Annotated in this window: 16 protein-coding genes; 12 read left to right on the top strand and 4 right to left on the bottom strand. The window is 64.8% G+C overall.

Annotated features, from left to right (window positions below; all coding sequences use genetic code 11):
* The first annotated feature begins 5 nt into the window (after positions 1 to 5).
* Together ribH and AC2A04_RS12715 are read left to right on the top strand one after the other, a co-directional pair.
* Complete coding sequence (gene ribH / locus AC2A04_RS12710) at positions 6 to 425, top strand: 6,7-dimethyl-8-ribityllumazine synthase (RefSeq protein WP_484212714.1); 420 nt, start codon at positions 6 to 8, stop codon at positions 423 to 425.
* 113 nt (positions 426 to 538) lie between these two features.
* The gene (locus AC2A04_RS12715) at positions 539 to 1,852 is read left to right on the top strand and encodes an ABC1 kinase family protein (RefSeq protein WP_484212715.1); all 1,314 of its coding nucleotides are present in this window, start codon (positions 539 to 541) and stop codon (positions 1,850 to 1,852) included.
* Here AC2A04_RS12715 and AC2A04_RS12720 read toward each other — a convergent pair whose 3' ends face one another.
* Entirely contained in the window at positions 1,853 to 3,436 is a 1,584-nt protein-coding gene (locus AC2A04_RS12720) for an acyl-CoA dehydrogenase family protein (RefSeq protein WP_484212716.1), read from the bottom strand.
* Positions 3,437 to 3,488: 52 nt separating this feature from the next.
* Here AC2A04_RS12720 and AC2A04_RS12725 point away from each other — a divergent pair, with 52 nt between their 5' ends.
* The 3 genes from AC2A04_RS12725 to AC2A04_RS12735 are packed head-to-tail and all read left to right on the top strand — an operon-like array spanning position 3,489 to position 6,532.
* Positions 3,489 to 3,938, top strand: coding sequence for a MarR family winged helix-turn-helix transcriptional regulator (locus tag AC2A04_RS12725; protein WP_484212717.1), 450 nt, complete (start codon positions 3,489 to 3,491; stop codon positions 3,936 to 3,938).
* Positions 3,931 to 5,019: an HlyD family secretion protein gene (locus tag AC2A04_RS12730; protein WP_484212718.1), complete on the top strand. Its 1,089-nt coding sequence runs from the start codon at positions 3,931 to 3,933 to the stop codon at positions 5,017 to 5,019. Before AC2A04_RS12725 ends, AC2A04_RS12730 begins: the two co-directional genes overlap by 8 nt.
* Positions 5,006 to 6,532: a DHA2 family efflux MFS transporter permease subunit gene (locus AC2A04_RS12735; RefSeq protein WP_484212719.1), complete on the top strand. Its 1,527-nt coding sequence runs from the start codon at positions 5,006 to 5,008 to the stop codon at positions 6,530 to 6,532. Before AC2A04_RS12730 ends, AC2A04_RS12735 begins: the two co-directional genes overlap by 14 nt.
* Positions 6,533 to 6,671: 139 nt before the next feature.
* Here AC2A04_RS12735 and AC2A04_RS12740 read toward each other — a convergent pair whose 3' ends face one another.
* Both AC2A04_RS12740 and AC2A04_RS12745 read right to left on the bottom strand, forming a co-directional pair.
* Positions 6,672 to 7,535: a bifunctional 5,10-methylenetetrahydrofolate dehydrogenase/5,10-methenyltetrahydrofolate cyclohydrolase gene (locus AC2A04_RS12740; RefSeq protein WP_484212720.1), complete on the bottom strand. Its 864-nt coding sequence runs from the start codon at positions 7,533 to 7,535 to the stop codon at positions 6,672 to 6,674.
* Between the two features lie 93 nt (positions 7,536 to 7,628).
* Positions 7,629 to 9,134 carry a phosphomannomutase gene (locus AC2A04_RS12745; protein WP_484212721.1) on the bottom strand — a complete coding sequence of 502 codons (1,506 nt, stop codon included), beginning with the start codon at positions 9,132 to 9,134 and terminating at the stop codon, positions 7,629 to 7,631.
* A 251-nt stretch (positions 9,135 to 9,385) separates the two neighbouring features.
* Between AC2A04_RS12745 and AC2A04_RS12750 the strand changes: the two genes are divergently transcribed.
* The 3 genes from AC2A04_RS12750 to AC2A04_RS12760 are packed head-to-tail and all read left to right on the top strand — an operon-like array spanning position 9,386 to position 13,575.
* Positions 9,386 to 11,077: an ABC transporter transmembrane domain-containing protein gene (locus tag AC2A04_RS12750; protein WP_484212722.1), complete on the top strand. Its 1,692-nt coding sequence runs from the start codon at positions 9,386 to 9,388 to the stop codon at positions 11,075 to 11,077.
* A 3-nt stretch (positions 11,078 to 11,080) separates the two neighbouring features.
* Positions 11,081 to 12,196, top strand: coding sequence for an efflux RND transporter periplasmic adaptor subunit (locus AC2A04_RS12755; protein ID WP_484212723.1), 1,116 nt, complete (start codon positions 11,081 to 11,083; stop codon positions 12,194 to 12,196).
* A complete protein-coding gene (locus AC2A04_RS12760) occupies positions 12,193 to 13,575 on the top strand; it encodes a TolC family protein (RefSeq protein WP_484212724.1) in 1,383 nt (460 codons plus the stop codon). Before AC2A04_RS12755 ends, AC2A04_RS12760 begins: the two co-directional genes overlap by 4 nt.
* Before the next feature lie 28 nt (positions 13,576 to 13,603).
* Here AC2A04_RS12760 and AC2A04_RS12765 read toward each other — a convergent pair whose 3' ends face one another.
* A complete protein-coding gene (locus AC2A04_RS12765; RefSeq protein WP_484212725.1) occupies positions 13,604 to 13,975 on the bottom strand; it encodes a Rap1a/Tai family immunity protein in 372 nt (123 codons plus the stop codon).
* 425 nt (positions 13,976 to 14,400) lie between these two features.
* Here AC2A04_RS12765 and AC2A04_RS12770 point away from each other — a divergent pair, with 425 nt between their 5' ends.
* The 4 genes from AC2A04_RS12770 to AC2A04_RS12785 all read left to right on the top strand — a co-directional run bounded on the left by AC2A04_RS12770 (position 14,401) and on the right by AC2A04_RS12785 (position 19,367).
* On the top strand, positions 14,401 to 14,598 hold the full coding sequence (locus AC2A04_RS12770; RefSeq protein ID WP_484212726.1) for a ferredoxin: 198 nt from the start codon (positions 14,401 to 14,403) through the stop codon (positions 14,596 to 14,598).
* 50 nt (positions 14,599 to 14,648) lie between these two features.
* Entirely contained in the window at positions 14,649 to 15,872 is a 1,224-nt protein-coding gene (locus tag AC2A04_RS12775) for a cytochrome P450 (RefSeq protein WP_484212727.1), read from the top strand.
* Between the two features lie 82 nt (positions 15,873 to 15,954).
* Complete coding sequence (locus AC2A04_RS12780) at positions 15,955 to 16,734, top strand: SDR family NAD(P)-dependent oxidoreductase (RefSeq protein WP_484212728.1); 780 nt, start codon at positions 15,955 to 15,957, stop codon at positions 16,732 to 16,734.
* Positions 16,735 to 16,973: 239 nt separating this feature from the next.
* A complete protein-coding gene (locus tag AC2A04_RS12785) occupies positions 16,974 to 19,367 on the top strand; it encodes a TonB-dependent receptor (protein ID WP_484212729.1) in 2,394 nt (797 codons plus the stop codon).
* The last annotated feature ends 74 nt before the right edge of the window (positions 19,368 to 19,441 follow it).

Raw genomic sequence — 19,441 nt, forward strand, 5'->3', positions numbered from 1 at the left:
TTTCCATGGCCAAGTTCCTGATTGTCGAAGCCCGCTTCTACGACCATCTCAACGACATGCTGATCGCAGGCGCCAAGGCCGCGATCAAGGCCGCCGGACATACGTCCGACGTCGTCACCGTCCCCGGCGCGCTGGAAATTCCGGGCGCCATCTCGCTTGCCGAACAGTCGGGCGAATATGACGGCTATGTCGCCATCGGCGTCGTGATCCGGGGCGAGACCTATCATTTCGAGATCGTCGCGGGCGAAAGCGCGCGCGGCATCATGGCCTTGACCATGGACGGCACCGCCATCGGCAACGGCATCCTCACGGTCGAGAACGAAGCGCAGGCCCTCGTCCGCGCAGACCCCGCACAGAAGGACAAGGGCGGCGAAGCGGCCAAGGCGGCCATCGAGTTGCTCAAGCTGCGCGAACGCTGGGCCTGAGTTCATGGGGCTTGCCCCAAATGGCAGGTCTTCGCGACTGACGCAGACCGCCATAGGGGGGCCATGAGTCCTTTCCCTCCCCCGAGCCGCCCCGCACGGCCGAGGCTCGCCCGTTGAGCGGCGACCGCTATCGGAAAGTTCCCTCGCGTCGCCTGTCGCGCCTGGCCTCGTTCGGACAGCTTGCGGGCGGCGTGGCCGGGGGCATGCTGGCCGAAGGCGCAAGGCGTCTTGCGCGCGGCGATGTCCCGCGCCTTTCGGACATGCTGCTCACTCCGGGCAATGCCATGCGCGTGGCCGACCAGCTTTCGCGGCTGCGCGGAGCGGCGATGAAGCTTGGCCAGATGATCTCGCTCGATGCGGGCGACATGCTGCCGCGCGAACTGTCCGAGATTCTCGCGCGCCTGCGCGAATCCGCGCACTTCATGCCGCCTGCCCAGCTCGAGCGCGTGCTCACCGCGCAATGGGGCACTGGCTGGCGCAGCCGCTTTGCCCATTTCGAGGCGCGGCCCATCGCGGCAGCCTCGATCGGACAGGTCCACCGCGCAACGCTGCCCGATGGCCGGGTTCTGGCAATCAAGGTGCAGTATCCCGGCATTGCCGCCAGCATCGATGCCGATGTCGACAATGTCGCCACGCTCCTGCGCGTCTCGGGCCTGCTGCCCTCCAGCCTCGACATCGCCCCGCTGCTGGCCGAAGCCAAGCGACAGTTGCACGAGGAAGCCGACTACTTGCGCGAGGCGGCGATGATGACCCGCTATGCCGAACTTCTGGCCGATGACCCCGCATTCCTCGTGCCGCGCCCGCACCCGGAGCTTTCAGGGTCCACCGTACTGGCCATGGACTTCATCGAAGCGCGACCGATCGAGGCGCTGTCCACCGCCGATACCGAGGCGCGCCAGCAGGCAATGGCGGCGATGCTCGGCCTGACCTTGCGCGAACTTTTCGAATTCGGGTTCATGCAGACCGATCCCAATTTCGCCAATTTCCGCTGGCAACCGGACGGCAACCGCGTAGTCCTGCTCGATTTCGGCGCGGCCCGCGCGATCGATCCGGCCACGACGCAGGCTTACCGCCGCCTGATGCACGCAGGCCTTGCCGACGATGCCGGTGCCTTGCGCGCCGCCCTGCTCGACATCGGCTTCGTCGCGCCTGTGGTCCTTGCGCGCCACGGCCCCGCGCTCGACCGGATGATCGCGGTGCTGCTCGCCCATCTCGGCAAGCCCGGCCTGTTCGACTTTGCCGACCGTTCGTTCGTCGAGCGCGTCCGCGCCGAGGCCGAGACAATCTTCGCCGACCGCAGCGCCTGGCACCTGCCGCCCGCCGAAACCCTGTTCGTCCAGCGCAAGGTCAGCGGCACCGCGCTCCTCGCCATCCGCCTCAAGGTCAGCCTGCCCTTGCGCGACATGGTGGAGCGCGCAACGGCCTGATCAGTTCCGCCCTTCGATCAGCCCGCGCGCAATCACCTGCGCCTGGATTTCCGCCGCGCCTTCGAAGATGTTGAGAATGCGCGCATCGCACAGCACACGGCTGATCTCGTATTCCAGGGCATAACCGTTGCCGCCGTGGATCTGAAGCGCGGCATCGGCATTGGCCCAGGCACAGCGCGCGGCCAGCAGCTTGGCCATGCCCGCCTCGATGTCGCAGCGCTTGCCCGAATCCTTGGCCCGCGCGGCGGCATAGGTAAGCTCACGCGCCATGACCATGTCGGCAAGGCTCATCGCCAGCTTGTCGGCCACGCGCGGGAAATGCACGATCGCCTTGCCGAACTGCTTGCGGTTCCGCGCATAGTCCAGCCCCAGTTCGAGCGCGCGGCGCGCCACGCCCACCGCGCGCGCGGCGGTCTGGATGCGCGCGCCCTCGAAAGTGCGCATCAACTGCTTGAAGCCCTGGCCCTGTTCATCGCCGAGCAGCGCCTCGCCCGGCGCACGCATGCCATCGAACTGCAGCGCATATTCGCGCATGCCGCGATAGCCGAGCACCTCGATCTCGCTGCCGCTCATGCCCTCGGCTGGAAACGGCTGATCATCTGTGCCGCGCGGCTTGGGCACCAGCAGCATCGACAGGCCCGCGTAGCCTTTCGCATCGGGCAGAGTGCGCGCCAGCAGCGTCATCAGGTCCGACCGCGCGGCATGGGTGATCCAGGTCTTCGCGCCGTCAATCACCCACCTGCCATCGCCATCGCGCCGCGCCCGCGTCTGCAGCGATCCCAGGTCCGATCCGGTATCGGGCTCGGTAAACACGGCGGTCGGCAGCACCTCGCCACTGGCAATGCGCGGCAGCCACTGCGCCTTCTGCGCCTCGGTCCCGCCCAGCGCGATCAGCTCGCCCGCGATTTCAGAGCGGGTGCCCAACGACCCTGCGCCGATCCACCCGCGTGAGAGTTCCTCGGTCACCACGCACATCACCAGCTTGCCAAGGCCCAACCCGCCGTGCGCCTCGGGAATGCACACGCCGAACGTGCCAAGGTCGGCCATCGCCTGCACCGTCGCCTCGGGAATCAGAGCGTTGGCAAGGTGCCACTTGTGCGCATGGGGCAGGATCTCCGCATCGGAAAAGCGGCGGAACTGCTCGCGGATTGCGTCGAGATCGGCATTACCGAACGATTCTGACGGCCACTGCCCATCAGCCAACGCGGCGGCAACTTGCGCCCGCCAGGCGGCATGATCAGCGTCTACGAATTCGGCGCAGGCCTGTGCCAGCGCACGCGCCGCTTGCCCGAGACCGAGGTCGGCAGGCCGCGCGATCTCGTTCTGCCCCATCGGCAGCCCGCCCGTGATCTGCGCCAGCGTCTCGGCAAAGGCGAGCCGGGCCACACCTTTATCGAGCGTGCTTCCCCCGCGCCCGGCCCAGTCCGTCACCGCCTCAAGCGCGGCCACGCTTGTCGCCACCCAGGCAAAGCCATGCGCGGCACGCTGGTGCGCATCGACCGACCCATCGGCGATCCGCGCGACCAGTCCAGCCTGCGCCTGCGCGCGATAGGCCCGTGCCGCTGCGAGAGCTTTTTCGAACATCCCCATCCTTTTTTGCATTGATGAATGTAAGCATGGCTATTATCGCCACGGCATGAAAGTCAACGTGGCCTTCCTCTCATCCGACGTCGGACGGCTGTTCCGCAAGCGGTTTGGCGTGGCGGCGCGCAAGTTCGGCGTCACCGGCCCGCAATGGCGCGCGCTGGCCGCGATCCAGCGCAGCCCCGGCACCACCCAGCAGGCGCTCGCCTCCTGGCTCGAGGTCGAGGCGATCACCGCCGCGCGCATGATCGACCGGCTCGAAAAACTTGATCTCGTCGAACGGCGCGACGATCCGGCCGACCGGCGGCGCTGGTGCCTCTATCTCACGCCGGCCGCCGAAGACCTGATGGGTCGCATGGGCGAATGTGCCCGTGCCGTCATCGACGAGGCGGTCGCCGGCCTGACCGAGGCCGAGCAGAACCAGTTGCTCACGCTGCTTGAACGCGTGCGCACCAATCTTTCCGACGAAATTCCTGCAGAAGCGATCCCCGCCCATGGCTGAAGCCGATCCGTTCCCCGCCAACGAAGCCACCCCGCGCCCTGTCGCCCCACCCCCTGTCGCCCCACCCCCTGTCGCCCCGGCACCAAGGCCGCGCCGCCTGCGCGCCATGCTGATGGTGCTCGGCCCCGTCCTCGCGATTGCCGGAGGCCTGTGGTACTGGTTCGGCAGCCCCGGCGTGGTCGAGACCGACAATGCCTACGTCAAGCAGGACATCGTCTCGGTCGCAGGCGAGGTCTCGGGCCTCATCACCCGCGTCAACGTGGGCGACAACCAGCACGTGCGCGCAGGCGACGTGCTGTTCACGATCGATCCGGCCACATTCACCGCCGCCGTCCGCCAGGCCGATGCCCAGATCGCCACTGCGCAGGCGCGCGTCACCGCGATGAGTTCCGACATCTCCGCCAAGGCTGCCGAACTGGCCGGCGCGCGCGATGATCTCGCGCTCGCCCAGGCAAACTATTCGCGCGAGAAGGCGCTGATGGACCGCGGCTTCAACACCCGCGCGCGCATGGACGCCGCCACCCACGCCGTTGCCGTCGCGCGCGACCGGATCGGCGCAATCCAGGCCGAAGTGGCGCAGGCCCGCGCCCAGATGGCGCAAGGCTCGGCCGTCCCCGGCGTCGATCCCGCCATTGCCGCCGCGCAGGCCACGCGCGCTCGTGCCAGTCTCGAGGTGACACGCACCGTAGTGCGCGCGCCCGCCGATGGCGTGGTCACGCAAGTCACGCGCCTGCAGGTCGGCCAGATGGTCTTCCCGGGCGTGCCGATGCTTTCGATCGTGCGCGATGGCAGCGCGCGGGTGGAGGCGAACTTCAAGGAAACCGACCTTGCCCACATGCGCCCCGGCCAGAAGGCCGAGATCGAACTCGACGCCTATCCCGGCCTTGCGCTGAAGGGGCACGTCGAATCCATCGGCGCAGGCACCGGTTCGGAATTCTCGGTGCTGCCCGCACAGAATGCCACCGGCAACTGGGTCAAGGTAATCCAGCGCGTCCCCGTGCGCATCGCGATCGACAGCAAGTCCGACCGTCCGCTGATCGCCGGGCTGAGTTCCGACGTCACCGTCCATGTCGGCAAGTAGCGCCGCTCCCGGTCACGAGACGCCACCGATCGTCTCGCGCAACCGGATGTTGATGCTGCTCGGGTCGATGGCCGCGATGGTCATGTACACGCTCGACACGACCATCGCCAACGTCGCGCTGCCGCACATGACCGCCTCGCTCGGCGCGACGCGCGACACGATCTCGTGGGTGCTGACCAGCTACGTGCTGGCCTCGGCGGTGGCGCTGCCGCTGGCGGGCTGGCTGGTCGACAAGTTCGGCATCCGCATGATGATGCTGGCCTCGGTGCTGCTGTTCACGGTCGCCTCGATGCTGTGCGGGGTGGCGCAAAGCCTCGAACAGATGGTCGCGTTCCGCATCCTGCAAGGTCTGGCGGGCGCGTTTCTCTCGCCCCTCGCCCAGACGGTCACGCTCGATTCGAGCACCGTCGCCGAACGTCCGCGGATGATGGCGCTCTATACCCAGGGCGTCATGCTCGGGCCGATCACCGGGCCGATCATCGGCGGATACCTTACCGACAACTTCAACTGGCGCTGGGTGTTCTACGTCAACCTGCCGGTCGGCGTGCTGTGCTTTGCCCTGCTCGCGCTCTACCTGCCGCGGACACCCACCCGCCGCAGGCCGGTCGACCTGGTCGGCTGGGCGCTCGTCGCGATCACCGTCTCGGCGCTCCAGCTCATTCTTGACCGCGGCCTGACGCAGGACTGGTTCGCCTCGGCCGAGATCGTGGTCTATGCCGTAATCGCCGCCGCCTGCGCATGGCTCGCCGCGTTCCACCTGACCGGCAATCCGCACCCGCTGTTTCCCACCGCGCTGTTCCGCGATCGCAATTTCACGGTCGGGCTCGCCTTCATGTTCCTGATCGGCCTTGTGATGATGTCGGTCATGGCCCTGCTGCCCGGACTGCTCCAGCAGATCTACGGCTACACGCCGCTGCAATCGGGCATGCTGCTCGCCCCGCGCGGCATCGGCATGCTCGTCTCGGTCACGCTGTTCGGCCGGTTCATGACCAAGGTCGATGCGCGCCTGCTGCTGGCCATCGGGTTGCTGATGATGGGGGCCTCGATGTGGATGATGACCGGATGGTCCACCTCCATGCCGCGCGGTCCGATCATCGTCGCAGGGCTGCTCCAGGGGCTGGGGCTGAGCTTCACGTTCATGCCGATGAACCTGATCTCGTTTGCCACCCTCGCGCCGCAATACCGCACCGACGCCTCGAGCCTCGGCAACCTGATGCGCAACCTCGGCTCCTCGATCGGCATCGCCGCCGCTTCGGTCGAACTCGCGCGCAACGTGCAGGTCAACCATGCGGAACTCGGCGCGCATGTCACCCGCGCGCTGGTGCCGTTCAATCTCGATCGCATCACCGCCTATGGCGGCGCGGGCGATGCCGCGCTGCAGATAATCGACGGGATCGTCAACCAGCAGGCAGCGATGATCGCCTATATCAACGATTTCTACGCGATGGCGATCGCCTGCTTCATCGCCATTCCGCTGCTGTTCCTCGTCAGGACAGCCAAGCCTTCGCGCTAGACCAAAAAAAGGGGGGCCGGCTTGCGCTGGCCCCCTTGGAAAGTTTGGGAGAGGATGCCTGAAAGGCACCCCCTCTATCCACCCCGACGCCCGATGCTGCAAGTGCGAAAGGGGCGGTTGCGATTGCAATCAACGCAAGTCACTTCGGCGCCGCCCGCTTTGCCGCCAGCACGGTGTTGCTGAGCAGGCAGGCGATCGTCATCGGGCCGACGCCGCCCGGCACGGGCGTCACCGCCTTGGCATGATCGAGTTCGTGCGTCGCGCAATCGCCCACGATCCGCGTCTTGCCGTCGAAATCGGTCACGCGGCTGATACCCACATCGATCACCACCGCGCCGGGCTTCACCCAGTAGCCGCGCACCAGATGCGGCGCGCCCGCCGCCGCCACGATGACATCGGCCTTGCGCGCCACATCGGGCAGGTCGCGCGTTTCGATATGCGTCACGGTCACCGTCGCCTCGCGCTCCAGCAGCAGCATCGACACCGGCTTGCCGACGATGTTCGACTTGCCGATCACCACCACGTTGAGGCCGCGATAATCCTCGATCACGCTGTCGAGCAGCAGCATGACGCCAAGCGGCGTGCAAGGGACGAGCCCGCCCGTGCCGGTGGACAGGCGCCCGACGTTGACCGGGTGGAACCCGTCGACATCCTTGCCCGGATCGATCCGGTCGAGCACCAGTGCGGCATCGATGTGCTTGGGCAGCGGCAACTGCACCAGTATCCCATGCACGCTTGCATCGGCGTTGAGCGTGTCGATCAGCGCCAGCACCTCGTCCTGTGGCGTGTCCGCTGCCAGCCGATGCTCGATCGAACGGATGCCGGCCTTGCGGCACTGCGCGATCTTGCGCCCGACGTAGACCTCGCTTGCCGGATCATTGCCGACGAGGATCACCGCCAGCCCCGGCGCAGCGCCGCCGCCTGCGACGATTGCCGCCACATCGGCTGCGGTGCGCTCGATCACTTGCGCAGCCAGCGCCTTGCCATCGATGATCTGTGCCATGTTCAGCTATCCCCGCATCTGCGCAGGGTCTCTCCCCCCGCGTCGTAACGGGTAATATTGTATGTGTTGCATACTAATTTATCAACCAGCGTTTTAGACTTGTGTCGTCAGCGCCTCGGGAATGACATCGGCCAGCACATGCGCCAGCGCCCGTGCGTTGATCTCGCGCGCCCTGGCTTCGGTCTCGGCCTCGGAATAGCAGCGCAGTTCGGGCGCGTTTCCCGATGGGCGGAAGTGGATGATCGCACCGTCGGCAAAGGTCATGCGATAGCCGTCGGTGGTGTCGATGCCGGTCGGAAAGCCTGCAATCTCGCCGAACACCCGCGCGATCCGCGCCAGTTGCTCGTCCTCGGGCCCTGCTGAAAGGAACGCGATCAGCGCCGCGCTGTGCGCCTGCGGGAAATCGGCCACGCGATCGCTGAAGGTAAAGCGCGGCGGCAGCGCGGCCACGACCTCGGCCACCGGCGTCGTCAGCGCCTGCGTGATGACCGCCAGGATCGGCAGAAGCGCATCGCGCGTCGGCAGCGCGGACAGGCCATCGACTGGCGTCTGCAGCAGAAAACCGCCGTTTGCCTCGTACCCGCAGACCCGTGCAGCCGGGTCGGCCGCCGCCGCCTTCATCATCGCCGCGATCACATAGGGCGACCCGATCCGCGTGCGCAGGACGCGCGGCACCGCGCCGCTCAATTCCGCCACGGTATTGCTGCTGATCGGTGTCACCACCACGTCCGCGCCCACCGCCCGCGCGCACAGCAGCCCGACGATATCCCCGCGCAACCATGTGCCGCTGGCATCGGCCACCAGAGGACGGTCCGAATCGCCATCAGTCGAAATGATCGCATCGACCTTGTTCGCCGCCGCCCACGCCGCGGCCAGCGCGACGTCCTCCTCGCGGATCGCCTCGGTATCGACCGGTACGAACACGGTCGAGCGCCCGAACGGCACGGCCGTCCCGCCCAGCGCCTCCACCGTTCGGACCAGAAGGTCGCGACCCACCGCGGAATGCTGGTACACGCCGATGGTCAGCCCCTCCAGCGCATCTGGCCCGAAATGGCTGACGTAGCGCGCGACATAGGCATCCTCGACCCCGGTCACCTCGGGCAGCACCACAGGCTCAAGTAGCCCGTCATCCGCGCCGAAGCGCGCGGCGTCTATCTCCACCACCTGCCCGACGATCCCTGCCTCGTCGCTCTTCAGGACCTCGCCGTGCGGGCGATAGAACTTGATGCCGTTGCGGTCGGCGGGGATGTGGCTGCCGGTGACCATGATCGAGGCCATGCCGATGCCCATCGCGTGATAGGCGAGCGCGGGCGTTGGCGTGAACCCGCAGAACACCACCTCGCCGCCGCAATCGCGCACCGCCGTCGCCACGGCGGCAAGGATGCGCGGCGTGCTGATCCGCAAGTCGCCCGCCAACGCGACACGGTCCCCGTCGGAAAACTCGCCGATCTGGCGCAAGTACTGCAGGAACGCGCTGGCATAGGCATGGCACAGCCGGTCGGTCATCGCAGAGGCCAGTCCGCGCACGCCGCTGGTGCCGAAGGGCACCCCGCTGTCACGCATGAGGTCGGCCACCGAAAAGCTGCGAATCGCGCTCATGTCATTCATCTGAAAAGCGTTTCCCTTGCCAGCAGGCACCCGCCGTACGGCAGGCACCCGATCTTTAGCGTCTGCCGCCCCGAAAAGGCAAAAGCCTTGGGGAGTGCAGATGCGAAACCGGCGTCGTGCGCCATGGGTTCCACGCCCTACCTGCAAACCGGCAACAATTGCTTACACGCGGTTCCAACATTGTCACCATCGGCCCCCCATTCCTGCTGCACCTGCGAAACAATGGAATGCAAGCGCACCCGATGGCCGACACCCCTGCCGACCGCCCCGTCCCCACGTTCCGTGACTTTGCCCGCTGGACCGCGCAAGTCCTCGGTCCCGAGGCGGGATTCATCCGGCTGGCGCTGCTCTATGGCACCGCGATCTCGCTGCTCTCGCTGGCGACGCCGATCTCGGTGCAGTTGCTGATAAACTCGGTCGCCAACACCGCCCTGCCCGCGCCGCTGCTCACGCTCGCCGCAATCCTGCTCGTGCTGCTGCTGATTGCGGGCGTGCTCAGCGCCTTTCGCGTCCATCTTCTTGCGCAGTTCGAGCGACGCTTTTTTGCGCGCCTCGTTGCCGAGATCACCCTGCGCGCGGTCCACGCCCAGAACCCGTTCTTCGTCGATGCCCGGCGCGGCGATCTGTTCAACCGCTTCTTCGACATGGTCGTGGTGCAGAAGGCCCTCACCAGCCTGCTGATCGGCGGCTTCACCATCGTCCTGCAAAGCATGGTCGGCCTTGTCGTCACCAGCTTCTACCACCCGTTCTTCCTTGCCTTCAATGTCGTGCTCGTGCTGCTGGTCGTGGTGATCTGGCGCGTCTGGGCCAATGCCTCGCTGCGCACCGCGATCACCAAGAGCCACGCCAAGCACGCGGCCGCACACTGGCTCGAAAGCGTCGGCGGATCGAACGGCATCTACAAGTCGAGCCGCCACATGGCCTTTGCCATCGACCGCTCCGAAGCGGTTACCGCCCGCTATGTCGAGACGCACCGCCGCCACTTCCGCCAGACCTTCTCGCAGACCATCGCGCTGCTGCTGCTCTATGCGCTCGCCAGCGCAGGCCTGCTGGCGATGGGCGGCTGGCTGATCCTCCAGGGCGAACTCTCGATCGGCCAGCTCGTCGCGGCGGAACTGATCCTTTCGGGCGTGTTCTACGGCATCGCCCAGCTCGGCACCTATCTCGAGACCTTCTACGATCTTGCCGCCAGCCTTGAAGAGCTTCACCTGTTCTGGGACGTCCCCCAGGAAGTCGCGCCCGAGGGCGAGACTGCCGCGCTCCCCCATGGCGCGATCCGCCTGCGCGATGTCACCCACGCCGGGAACCGCTTCGATTTCGCGATCGAAAGCGGCGCACAGGTGGGCGTGCTGGCCGCGCCGGGGGTCGAGCGCAGCCTCGTCGCCCTGCTCAAGCGGCTCGACCTGCCTGCCACCGGCTTTGTCAGCGTCGGCGGCGCGGATCTCGGCACCTTCGACATGTACCGCCTGCGCTCGGACGTGATCGTGCTCGACCGCCCGACCATCGTCGAGATGACCGTGCGCCAATACCTCTCGCTCAGCGCGCCGGGACGCCCGGAGGCCATGCTCGAAGCCCTCGAGCGCGTCGGGCTCGATACCCGCATCGGCACGCTCCCCGGCGGGCTCGACGCGCGCCTCTCCTCCTCGGGCTGGCCGCTTTCGGTGGGCGAGACGATGGCGCTCAAGCTTGCGGGCGCGATCCTTGCCCGCCCGCGCGTGCTCATGCTCTCGCCGCTCTACGACATGCTTCCGCCCGCCCGCCTCGACAGCGTGCTCGAAGCCCTGCGCCCCCACGGCACCACCGTCCTGCAATTCACCGAACGCCCCGAGGGGCTGGTGCGTGACACATGGCTATGGATCGGCAAGGACCAGCAGGCCCGCGCCGCCGATGCGACCGACCTGCTCCATCTTGCCACAGCCCGGCAGGAGCGTTGAACCATGGCCACCGCTCCGCGCAATCTCGCCGCCTTCCCGACGCTAGCCGCCCTGCGCGTCCCCCGCCTTACCCGTGTCCTTGGCTGGATGATCGCCACGACCATTCCGGTGATCGCGATTCTCCTGTTCCTTGTCCCCTGGGTCCAGACCGCGCCGGGCCGGGGTGAAATCATCGCGCTCAATCCCGAGGACCGCGTCCAGCAGGTCACCGCGCTCGTTCCCGGGCGGGTCGAGCGTTGGTACGTTGCCGATGGCCAGCAGGTGCACAAGGGCGATCCCATCGCCCGGATCATCGACAACGATCCCTCGCTGCTGACCAGCCTTGCCGCCGAACGCGCGCAAGTCCTCGCCCAGATCGCCGCGACCCAGCAGGCCATGGCCGTTGCCCGGATCGATGTCGGCCGCTCGGGCGAACTGCTGGCCGAGGGCCTCGCCGCCCGCCGCGATTACGAAACTGCGCAGATCAAGGTTTCCGACCACGCCGCCAAGCTGGCCGAGGCCCGCGCGAAGCTGAGCAAGGTCGATATCGCGCTGGGCCGCCAGTCCGCCCAGCTCGTGCGCGCGCCGCGCGACGGGCGCATCCAGGCGCTCAATACCGCTGCCGGGGCCACGCTGGTCAGCGCAGGCGACTGGCTGGCAACGCTTGCGCCCGATCGCGCCACCCGCGTCGTCGAACTCATGGTCGATGGCCGCGACGTTGCGCTGGTGCGGCGCGGACAGGCCGTGCGCCTGCACTTCGAAGGCTGGCCCGCGATCCAGTTCAGCGGATGGCCTTCGGTTGCGCAGGGCATGTTCGACGGCCGCGTCCGCGCGATCGATCCTTCGGCGCAAGCCAGCGGCCTGTTCCGCGTGCTGGTCGAACCCATGCCCGGAAAGCCCGCATGGCCCGATGGCAATTTCGTGCGGCTCGGCTCGAAGGTGCGCGGTTTGATCCAGATGGAGACGGTGACCATCGGCTACGAACTGTGGCGACAGCTCAACGATTTCCCGCTGGAATTCCCGCCGCCTGTCGATCCCGGCCCGCGCAAGGGCACCGCCGCCAAGGCCCTTTCGGACAAGGAAGCGACCAAGTCCAAGACCAAGGACACGGGCGGCGGCTACGGTGAGGACGAGAAATGATCCGCCGCCTCCTGTTCGCGCTTGGGTTGCTGGTTGCGCCCGCAGCCCATGCGGCAGAGCTGACACTGGCCGAAGTCCTGCGCTCGTCCGCCACCCACGCGCCGCAGGTGCTGGAAGCCATGGCGCGCCAGCGCTCCGCCGATGCCCGCGCCCTGTCCGCAAAGGGCCAGTTCGATCTGGTGTTCGATGCCGATGCGCAGAGCCGCGCGCTCGGCTTCTACGACGGGACTTTTGCCGACGTGAAGGCCACCCGCCCGCTCACCACCAACGGGGGGCAGGTCTATACCGGCTACCGCCTCTCGTCGGGAAGCTTCCCCGGCTATGACGGCAAGACGGTCACCAACCAGCTGGGCGAAGTGCGCGTCGGCGCGGTGTTCTCGCTCCTGCGCGACCGCGCGATAGACGAGCGCCGCGGCCGCCTCGCACTCGCTCAGGCCGACGTCGACCTTGCCGCGCTCGACCGCGACATGATCGCCATCGGCGTCCAGCGCCGCGCGATCGAGGCGTGGCAGCAATGGGTCGCCGCAGGCCTGCGCGTGGCCACCTTGCGCGAACTGTTCGATCTGGCCGAGCAACGCCAGGCCTCCATCGAGCGCCAGATCGAACTCGGCGCTCGGCCCGGGATCCTCGGCGTCGAAAACCGCCAGAACATCGTCCGCCGCAAGGCGCTGCTCGTCCGCGCCGAACAGGATCTCACGCTGTTCGCCAACGCTCTTTCGCTGTTCCTGCGCGATGATCTGGGCCGCCCGGTCGTGCCCGAGCCCGCGCGCCTGCCAGCAAGGATGCCCGCTGGCGTCACCCCCCGCCTGATCGACCGTGCCGAGGCCATGGCCGGCCGCCCGGACATCAAGGCCCTGCTCGCGCGGATCGACCAGAACGGCGTGCGCGCCGCACTCGCACAGAACGACTTGCGCCCCCGGCTCGACCTGCGCGTCGAAGGATCGAAGGACATCGGCCCCGGATCGCCCACACGCGCGCCCGCCGAAGCACTGATCGGGCTGCGCTTCTCGCTCCCCCTCGAACAGCGTGGCCCACGCGGCCGCATTGCCGAGGTCGCCGCCGAACAGGACGCGCTCGGCCACCGCCTGCGCCTGCTCGAAGACCAGGTCGGCGTCGAGATCGCCAATCTGCGCACCCAGATGGACGGCGCCGAACGCCTTGCCGAGCTTGCCACCAGCGAGGCCGCGCTCGCCCGCCGCATGGCGGAAGCCGAACGTCGACGCTATGCGCTGGGAGCTAGCGATTTCCTCGTCGTCAACTTGCGCGAGGAGGCGCTGGCCGACGCCACCATCCGCGAGATCGACGCGCTTTACCGGAGTGCCGCCGCTCGCGCAGAACTGGTGGCAGCAATGGCGGACAGGGAACAACTGATGCTCTGACGATTGGGCCTTGAGCCAAAGCCAGATCTCACGACCGCTTCTTGCGCACCGCCCTCTTCCTGACCGCAGGCTTGGCCACCTTGGGCTGTATCTCCGGCCAGGCCGCCACCACCGCCGCACGCACGATCTCGCGCCCCTGCAACTCGCGCGCCTCGGGGTGCTCGCCAAGCCAGGCCACAACCACATCGCGCACCTCGCCCGCGCTGGTGCCGACCGGCGTGCGCGGCGGCGGGTCAAGGTAGCGCACCCCGTCCATCACCCCCATCACGTAGGACAGGCACATCGCGCGGTCGACCGGCACCTTCCCGGCGCAAGTTTCGGCAAGTTGTTCGCCGCTCATCCACTCGGCGCGGGCCGGCATGGCGATCCCGGCAAGGGCAAGCGGCAAAAGGAATTTCAAGCGGACCATAAGCACTCCTCTGACCCCACAACGCGAAATGAGCGGTAGCGCTCCATTGCGCACCCAACGCTCGCACCGCTGTGGACGTATGAAGTGGCGACAGAGCCAGTTCGGAATCTGCCAGCGCCCCCGCAAACCGGACCCTGGGTTTCTCGGCAAAGGTTGGGTGATGGATGCTGACTCGGCCAACTTGATGCAAAGGCAAAGGCCTTTCAACATGGGCCGAATTCTTTGCAAAAGTGGGCTGTAATCACATTGTCAGCGATGGGGCCCTGCGTTAGACCTTGACTATAACACAAAGCCCGTTTCGAACGGATGAAATTCAATGTTCTTTTAATGGCTATATTCGAGTCTGTTTAAACTCGGGTTTCTCTTGTCTTAAAAAGACATGCTAAAATATTGTCGTTGGGAAGAGGTAATTTGTCATGAAGGTGGTCGCAAATGAAAATCTTTGTCAGGGTCATGCCCGTTGCGAAGATTTGTGCCCGCAGGTTTTCCGGACAGATGCGGTCGAAGGCAAAGTAGTCATCATCCAGGCGGAATTTTCCGACGACCTTGAGCCGCAAGTTCGCCTTGCGGTGCGAAATTGCCCTGAAGGCGCGCTGCGCATCGTGAAAAACTAAACCCAAAAAAGCAGCGTCCGGGGCAGATCCCGAGAGGAAGGACATTTAAAATGGAACTGAGGTTTCAGCCCTCGCCACCCGATCATGTTCCGCCGGAGCTTGTCGTCGATTTCGATTTCTTCAAGGTTCCGCCCGGTGTGACCGACCCTGCCCAGATTTGGACCGATCTGATCAAGAGGGGCGTTCCGAAAGTCTTCTATACACCGCACAACGGCGGGCACTGGGTGTTCACGGAATACGCCCAGATCACCGACGGCTTTCGCAACTATTCGATCTTCTCGAATCACCAGACGCCGGTTCCGCCGATCGAGCCCTATCCGGTAATGCAGCCGCAAGGCGTCGATCCGCCGGCGCACAAAGTGTTCCGCAGCCTTTTGGCCCCGATGTTCACGCCCATCGCGGTTCGCGCGATGACGCAGGAAATCCAGCGGCGCGCGATCGCGCTCATCGAAACCTTCGCCGACAAGGGCCATTGCGATTTCGTCGAGGATTTTGCCGACGTCTTCCCTACGAGCATGTTCCTCTACCTGTTCGGAATGCCGGAAAGCCGCCTTGGCGACTTCCGGAACCTCTCGCAGACGTTCTTCCGCTCGACAGATCCTGAGGTGCGGGCACAGAACATCACCGACATATATGCCGAGCTTGATGCACTGTTCCGCGAGCGGCAGGAAAAACCGGGAAGCGATCTGGCCAGCGCAATCGTGACGGCGCGCAACGAGGATGGCGAGCAGCATGCCTGGCAGGACATTCTCAATGCAGGATTCCTGCTGTTCGTGGCGGGGCTGGACACGGTCACCAATACGATGACGCTTGTCTGGCGCTATCTCGCCACCAACCCCGAAGCCCGCCAGTACTTCGTCGATAATATCGACGATCCGGTCGCGTTCCAAAACGGAACCGAGGAATTGCTACGGATCAATGCCGTTGCCAATATCTTCAGGCGTGTCGCGGATGATTGTGAGTATCAGGGGATCAAGCTGCGCAAGAACGATCGCGTCGTGCTTTCCGGTGTTCTCGCCAATCGCGATCCCAAGGTATTCGTCGATCCTGATACCATTGATCTCGATCGCGAAGTCAACGTCCACACGACATTCGGGGTTGGGCCCCATCGCTGCGTCGGATCCCATCTTGCGAAGCGTGAAATCATGGTCGCCCTGCAGGAGTGGCTGAAGCGTATTCCTGACTTCCAACTGGACAGCGACAAACCGCAGGGCGATGTCCTTACCGGATCGACGATGGGCTTTAACACCCTTCATCTGTCGTGGAATCGATGACGTCCGCGCTTCTGCGCCCTGACCGTTGGGCCGCAGGCTTGCGCGTCAATGAATACTGAACAACGGAACAGAGGATAAAGCCATGCCGAACTCGGTTGCCGGAAAGCGCGTCATCGTAACCGGCGGCGCGCGAGGGATCGCCGCAGCGACGGCCAAGGTCCTCGCGAGTGAAGGCGCAAAAGTTGTCACGCTCGATATCAACGATGAGGCCGGTCAGGCGGTTGCCGACGAGGCCACAGCCAAGGGGCCGGGCTGGGTACGATACATTCACGCCGACGTGACGAAGCGGGCCGAGATTTTCGACGCTATCGACCTAGGCGTCGATGTGCTCGGAGGCCTTGATGCCATCTGTTGTGTTGCCGGTATCGAGCGAGGCGGCGCGGCGGAGTCTCTTGCCGAACAGGACTGGGACGAGATCTTCGACATTAATGTAAAGGGATTGATGTTCTGCAATCAGGCAGCGTTTCGCCATCTCCAGAAGCACGGCGGCAGCATCATAAATTTTGGCTCTGACGCCGGGCTCAAACCCGGCCCGGTCGGCGCCCACTATGCTGCCACCAAAGGCGCAGTGTTTGCCTATACCCGACAGGCGGCATATGAGTGGGGCCGTTACGGCATCCGCGTCAATTCGGTCGTGCCTGCCATCTGGACGCCGCTGTACGACGAGTTCAGGCAGCGCCAGTCCACCGAAGAGCTCGCCATGCACGATGCAGCAATGGCCGCTGCAATTCCCCTTGGCGGCAAGCTCGGAGACCCCGAGACCGATCTGGCACCGGTGATGGCGTTTCTCGTGTCCGATGGCTCCAAGTTTATCTCCGGTCAGATCATCTCGGTGAATGGAGCCCTCGGCTACGTCCGCTGATCGCCAGGATTTGAACCCTTCAAGCTGAGGCATGCTCTCGCATTCCAGCTCAGCCGAACTTCTTGGTGCCCGAGGCCCGGATGTGATCCGGTGCCGGCAGGCATGAGCCGAATTCACGCTCTTGTTGAGCCGTTTGCCGGCATGGGCTCGTGATAGCATCGCCGAACAGTCGCTGGTGCTGAATGCCAGGCTGACTGGAGATAACCCGAAAAATACGGGAAAACGGAGGGGAATTCTTAATGTCAAAGCGCATCATGATGTCGCTATTAACATCGGCCGCCTGTCTGCTGCCGATCAGCTCTGCATTTGGCCAGGATACAGCTGCTGCCCAGGCGAGCGACGATACCTTGGCGAGTGGACGCGCCCAGCTACAGGAAATCATTGTCACCGCTCGGCGCAAGTCAGAGGATCTGCAGCGGACCCCTGTGTCGGTTTCGGCGCTTAGCGCAGAGTCGCTGACCAATCTCAATCTCAATTCAGCAGCAAAGATCACTCAGCTGGTTCCGAACATCTCCATGTCGCAGGGATCGGGCAATATCGTTGGCCTGCAGGCCTATATTCGCGGCATCGGTGCCAATGACCCGCTTCTGACTGTCGACAGCGGCGTGGGGTTCTACCTCGACGGCGTATACCTCGGCAGATCTGCCGCAAACAACCTTGACCTCATCGCGCCCGAGCGCATCGAGGTTCTGCGCGGCCCGCAGGGAACACTGTTCGGTCGAAATACCGTGGGCGGCGCGGTCAGCATCGTGACCCGCACACCTGAAGAGACGCCCGGAGCATCGTTGAAGCTGGCTTACGGCAGCTTCCAGGACATCAACGTCCGTGGCACCATCGACACCGGACAGTTTGGTACCAGCGGCATAACCGCGACGCTCTCCGGCATGCACCGCCAGAGAAACGGTTTCGTTGACAACACGCTCGTCGAAAGCAGCAAGGATCCAGGCGCGCTGCGTTCCGACGCCTTGTTCGGCAAGATCCATGGTGACTGGGGTGACTTGAAGATCGACGTCACGGCTGACTGGAACCATGTCAGCGGGCAGCGAAATCCATTCCAGGTCACGGACACTTATCCGGTGATCTCCTATTACAACGAATCCGTGTCGCTCGGGGGCGATCCGTTCATCGCCTCCGACAACTTTCTCCGTCGCTATCCGCTCAGTTACCTGGGGAAGCAGACATCCACAGTCTATGGTGCGGCATTCTCGGCGGCGTATGAAATAAGCGAAGCCCTGACGATAAAGAGCATTTCATCCTGGCGTGGCTGGTCCGCCGTCCAGCCAACCAATTATGCAAGCCGCCTGCGTGGTCGTGTGCTCGACTTCCTCTCGCCCACCTTGTTCAGCGTGCAGGATGTCACGCCATTCACGGCCCCGGGGCAGGACCTGAAGCAGAGGCAGTTCAGCCAGGAAGTGCAATTCCTGGGGAGCACGGATACGCTCAGCTACGTCGCCGGCGTCTATTATTTCAACGAACGAGGCTCTGAAAGCAATCAGACCGCCTTCACCCTGCTCGTTCCGTCAGCATTCCTGGCCGAGTTCGGTTTTACCCAGCCTGTCGAAGATGCCATCGTTGGCCAAGGAATCGGGATCATCGGCGCGAATCTCGCTCAGGACTTCAGGTACTCTACCAAAAGCTCGTCCATCGCAGGCTTCGGACAGATTAGCTGGAAGCCCGAGTTTGCCGAAGAGAAACTCGAACTTACCGGTGGCATTCGCTATACGCGAGACAAACGCTCGGTCGACATTACAAGTGTCAACAACGCATCGCTGGTGCCGGGCGGCATACCCGGTTCGATCTTCCCGGCCGGACCTTCCAGAGATGGCAGCGCGAGTTTTTCCGACTGGTCTTTCCTTCTGTCGGGCAGCTATCGCTGGACACCTGATGTCATGACCTATGCCCGGGTCTCTACCGGCTACAAGGCGGGCGGATTTTTCGCTCGCGCGAATGCCAGCCAAGAGCTGACTTTCGGTCCGGAAAAGGTCACGGCCTATGAAGTCGGCTTCAAGGCCGAACTTATCGACCGGACGCTGCGCCTCAACGGTTCCGCATTCTATACCCGCCACCGCAGGCTTCAGGTGCCCCAATTCACGGGCGCTGCCGATGGCTTCGTGCCCAACGCGAACGCCACCTACCGCGGCTTCGAACTGGAACTCGTGGCACTGCCTGCCAATGGCTTCCAGCTGGACGGCAGCGTAGGCTATACCGATCCGCGTTACACCAGCTTTCAGCTGAGTCCGACGGTCGACATCACCAAGACCGCACGATTCCCTTTCGTCACGCGTTGGAACGCTCACGCGGGCGCGCAGTATTCGACGCCGCTTGGCATCGGCAAGCTGATCCTGCGCAGCGACTTGTCTTACCAGTCAAAACGCTGGTTCTTCACTGACGTCGCGGTCAATCCCTTGAACGATGCTTTGGCAGCGCCAAGCGAATACTTGCTCAGCGCTCGCGCTACGCTTGCGGACGTGCAGATCGGCACGACAAGTGCCACGTTCAGCGTCTTTGGCGAAAACCTCCTCGACGACACGATCCGGCCCGCCGGCATTGACTTCGGGCCATCTCTGGGGATCGCGGGCATCAACTTCGGTCTTCCCAGGACTTGGGGCGTCGAAGCGACAATGAAGTTTTGAGGACTGACGGAGGTGCGAATTGCAATGTGGTGCGCACCTCCCTGACCAGCCTCACAGGAACGGGATCAAAGGTG

Source organism: Novosphingobium sp. HNCC26DJ243 (genome assembly GCF_057180545.1).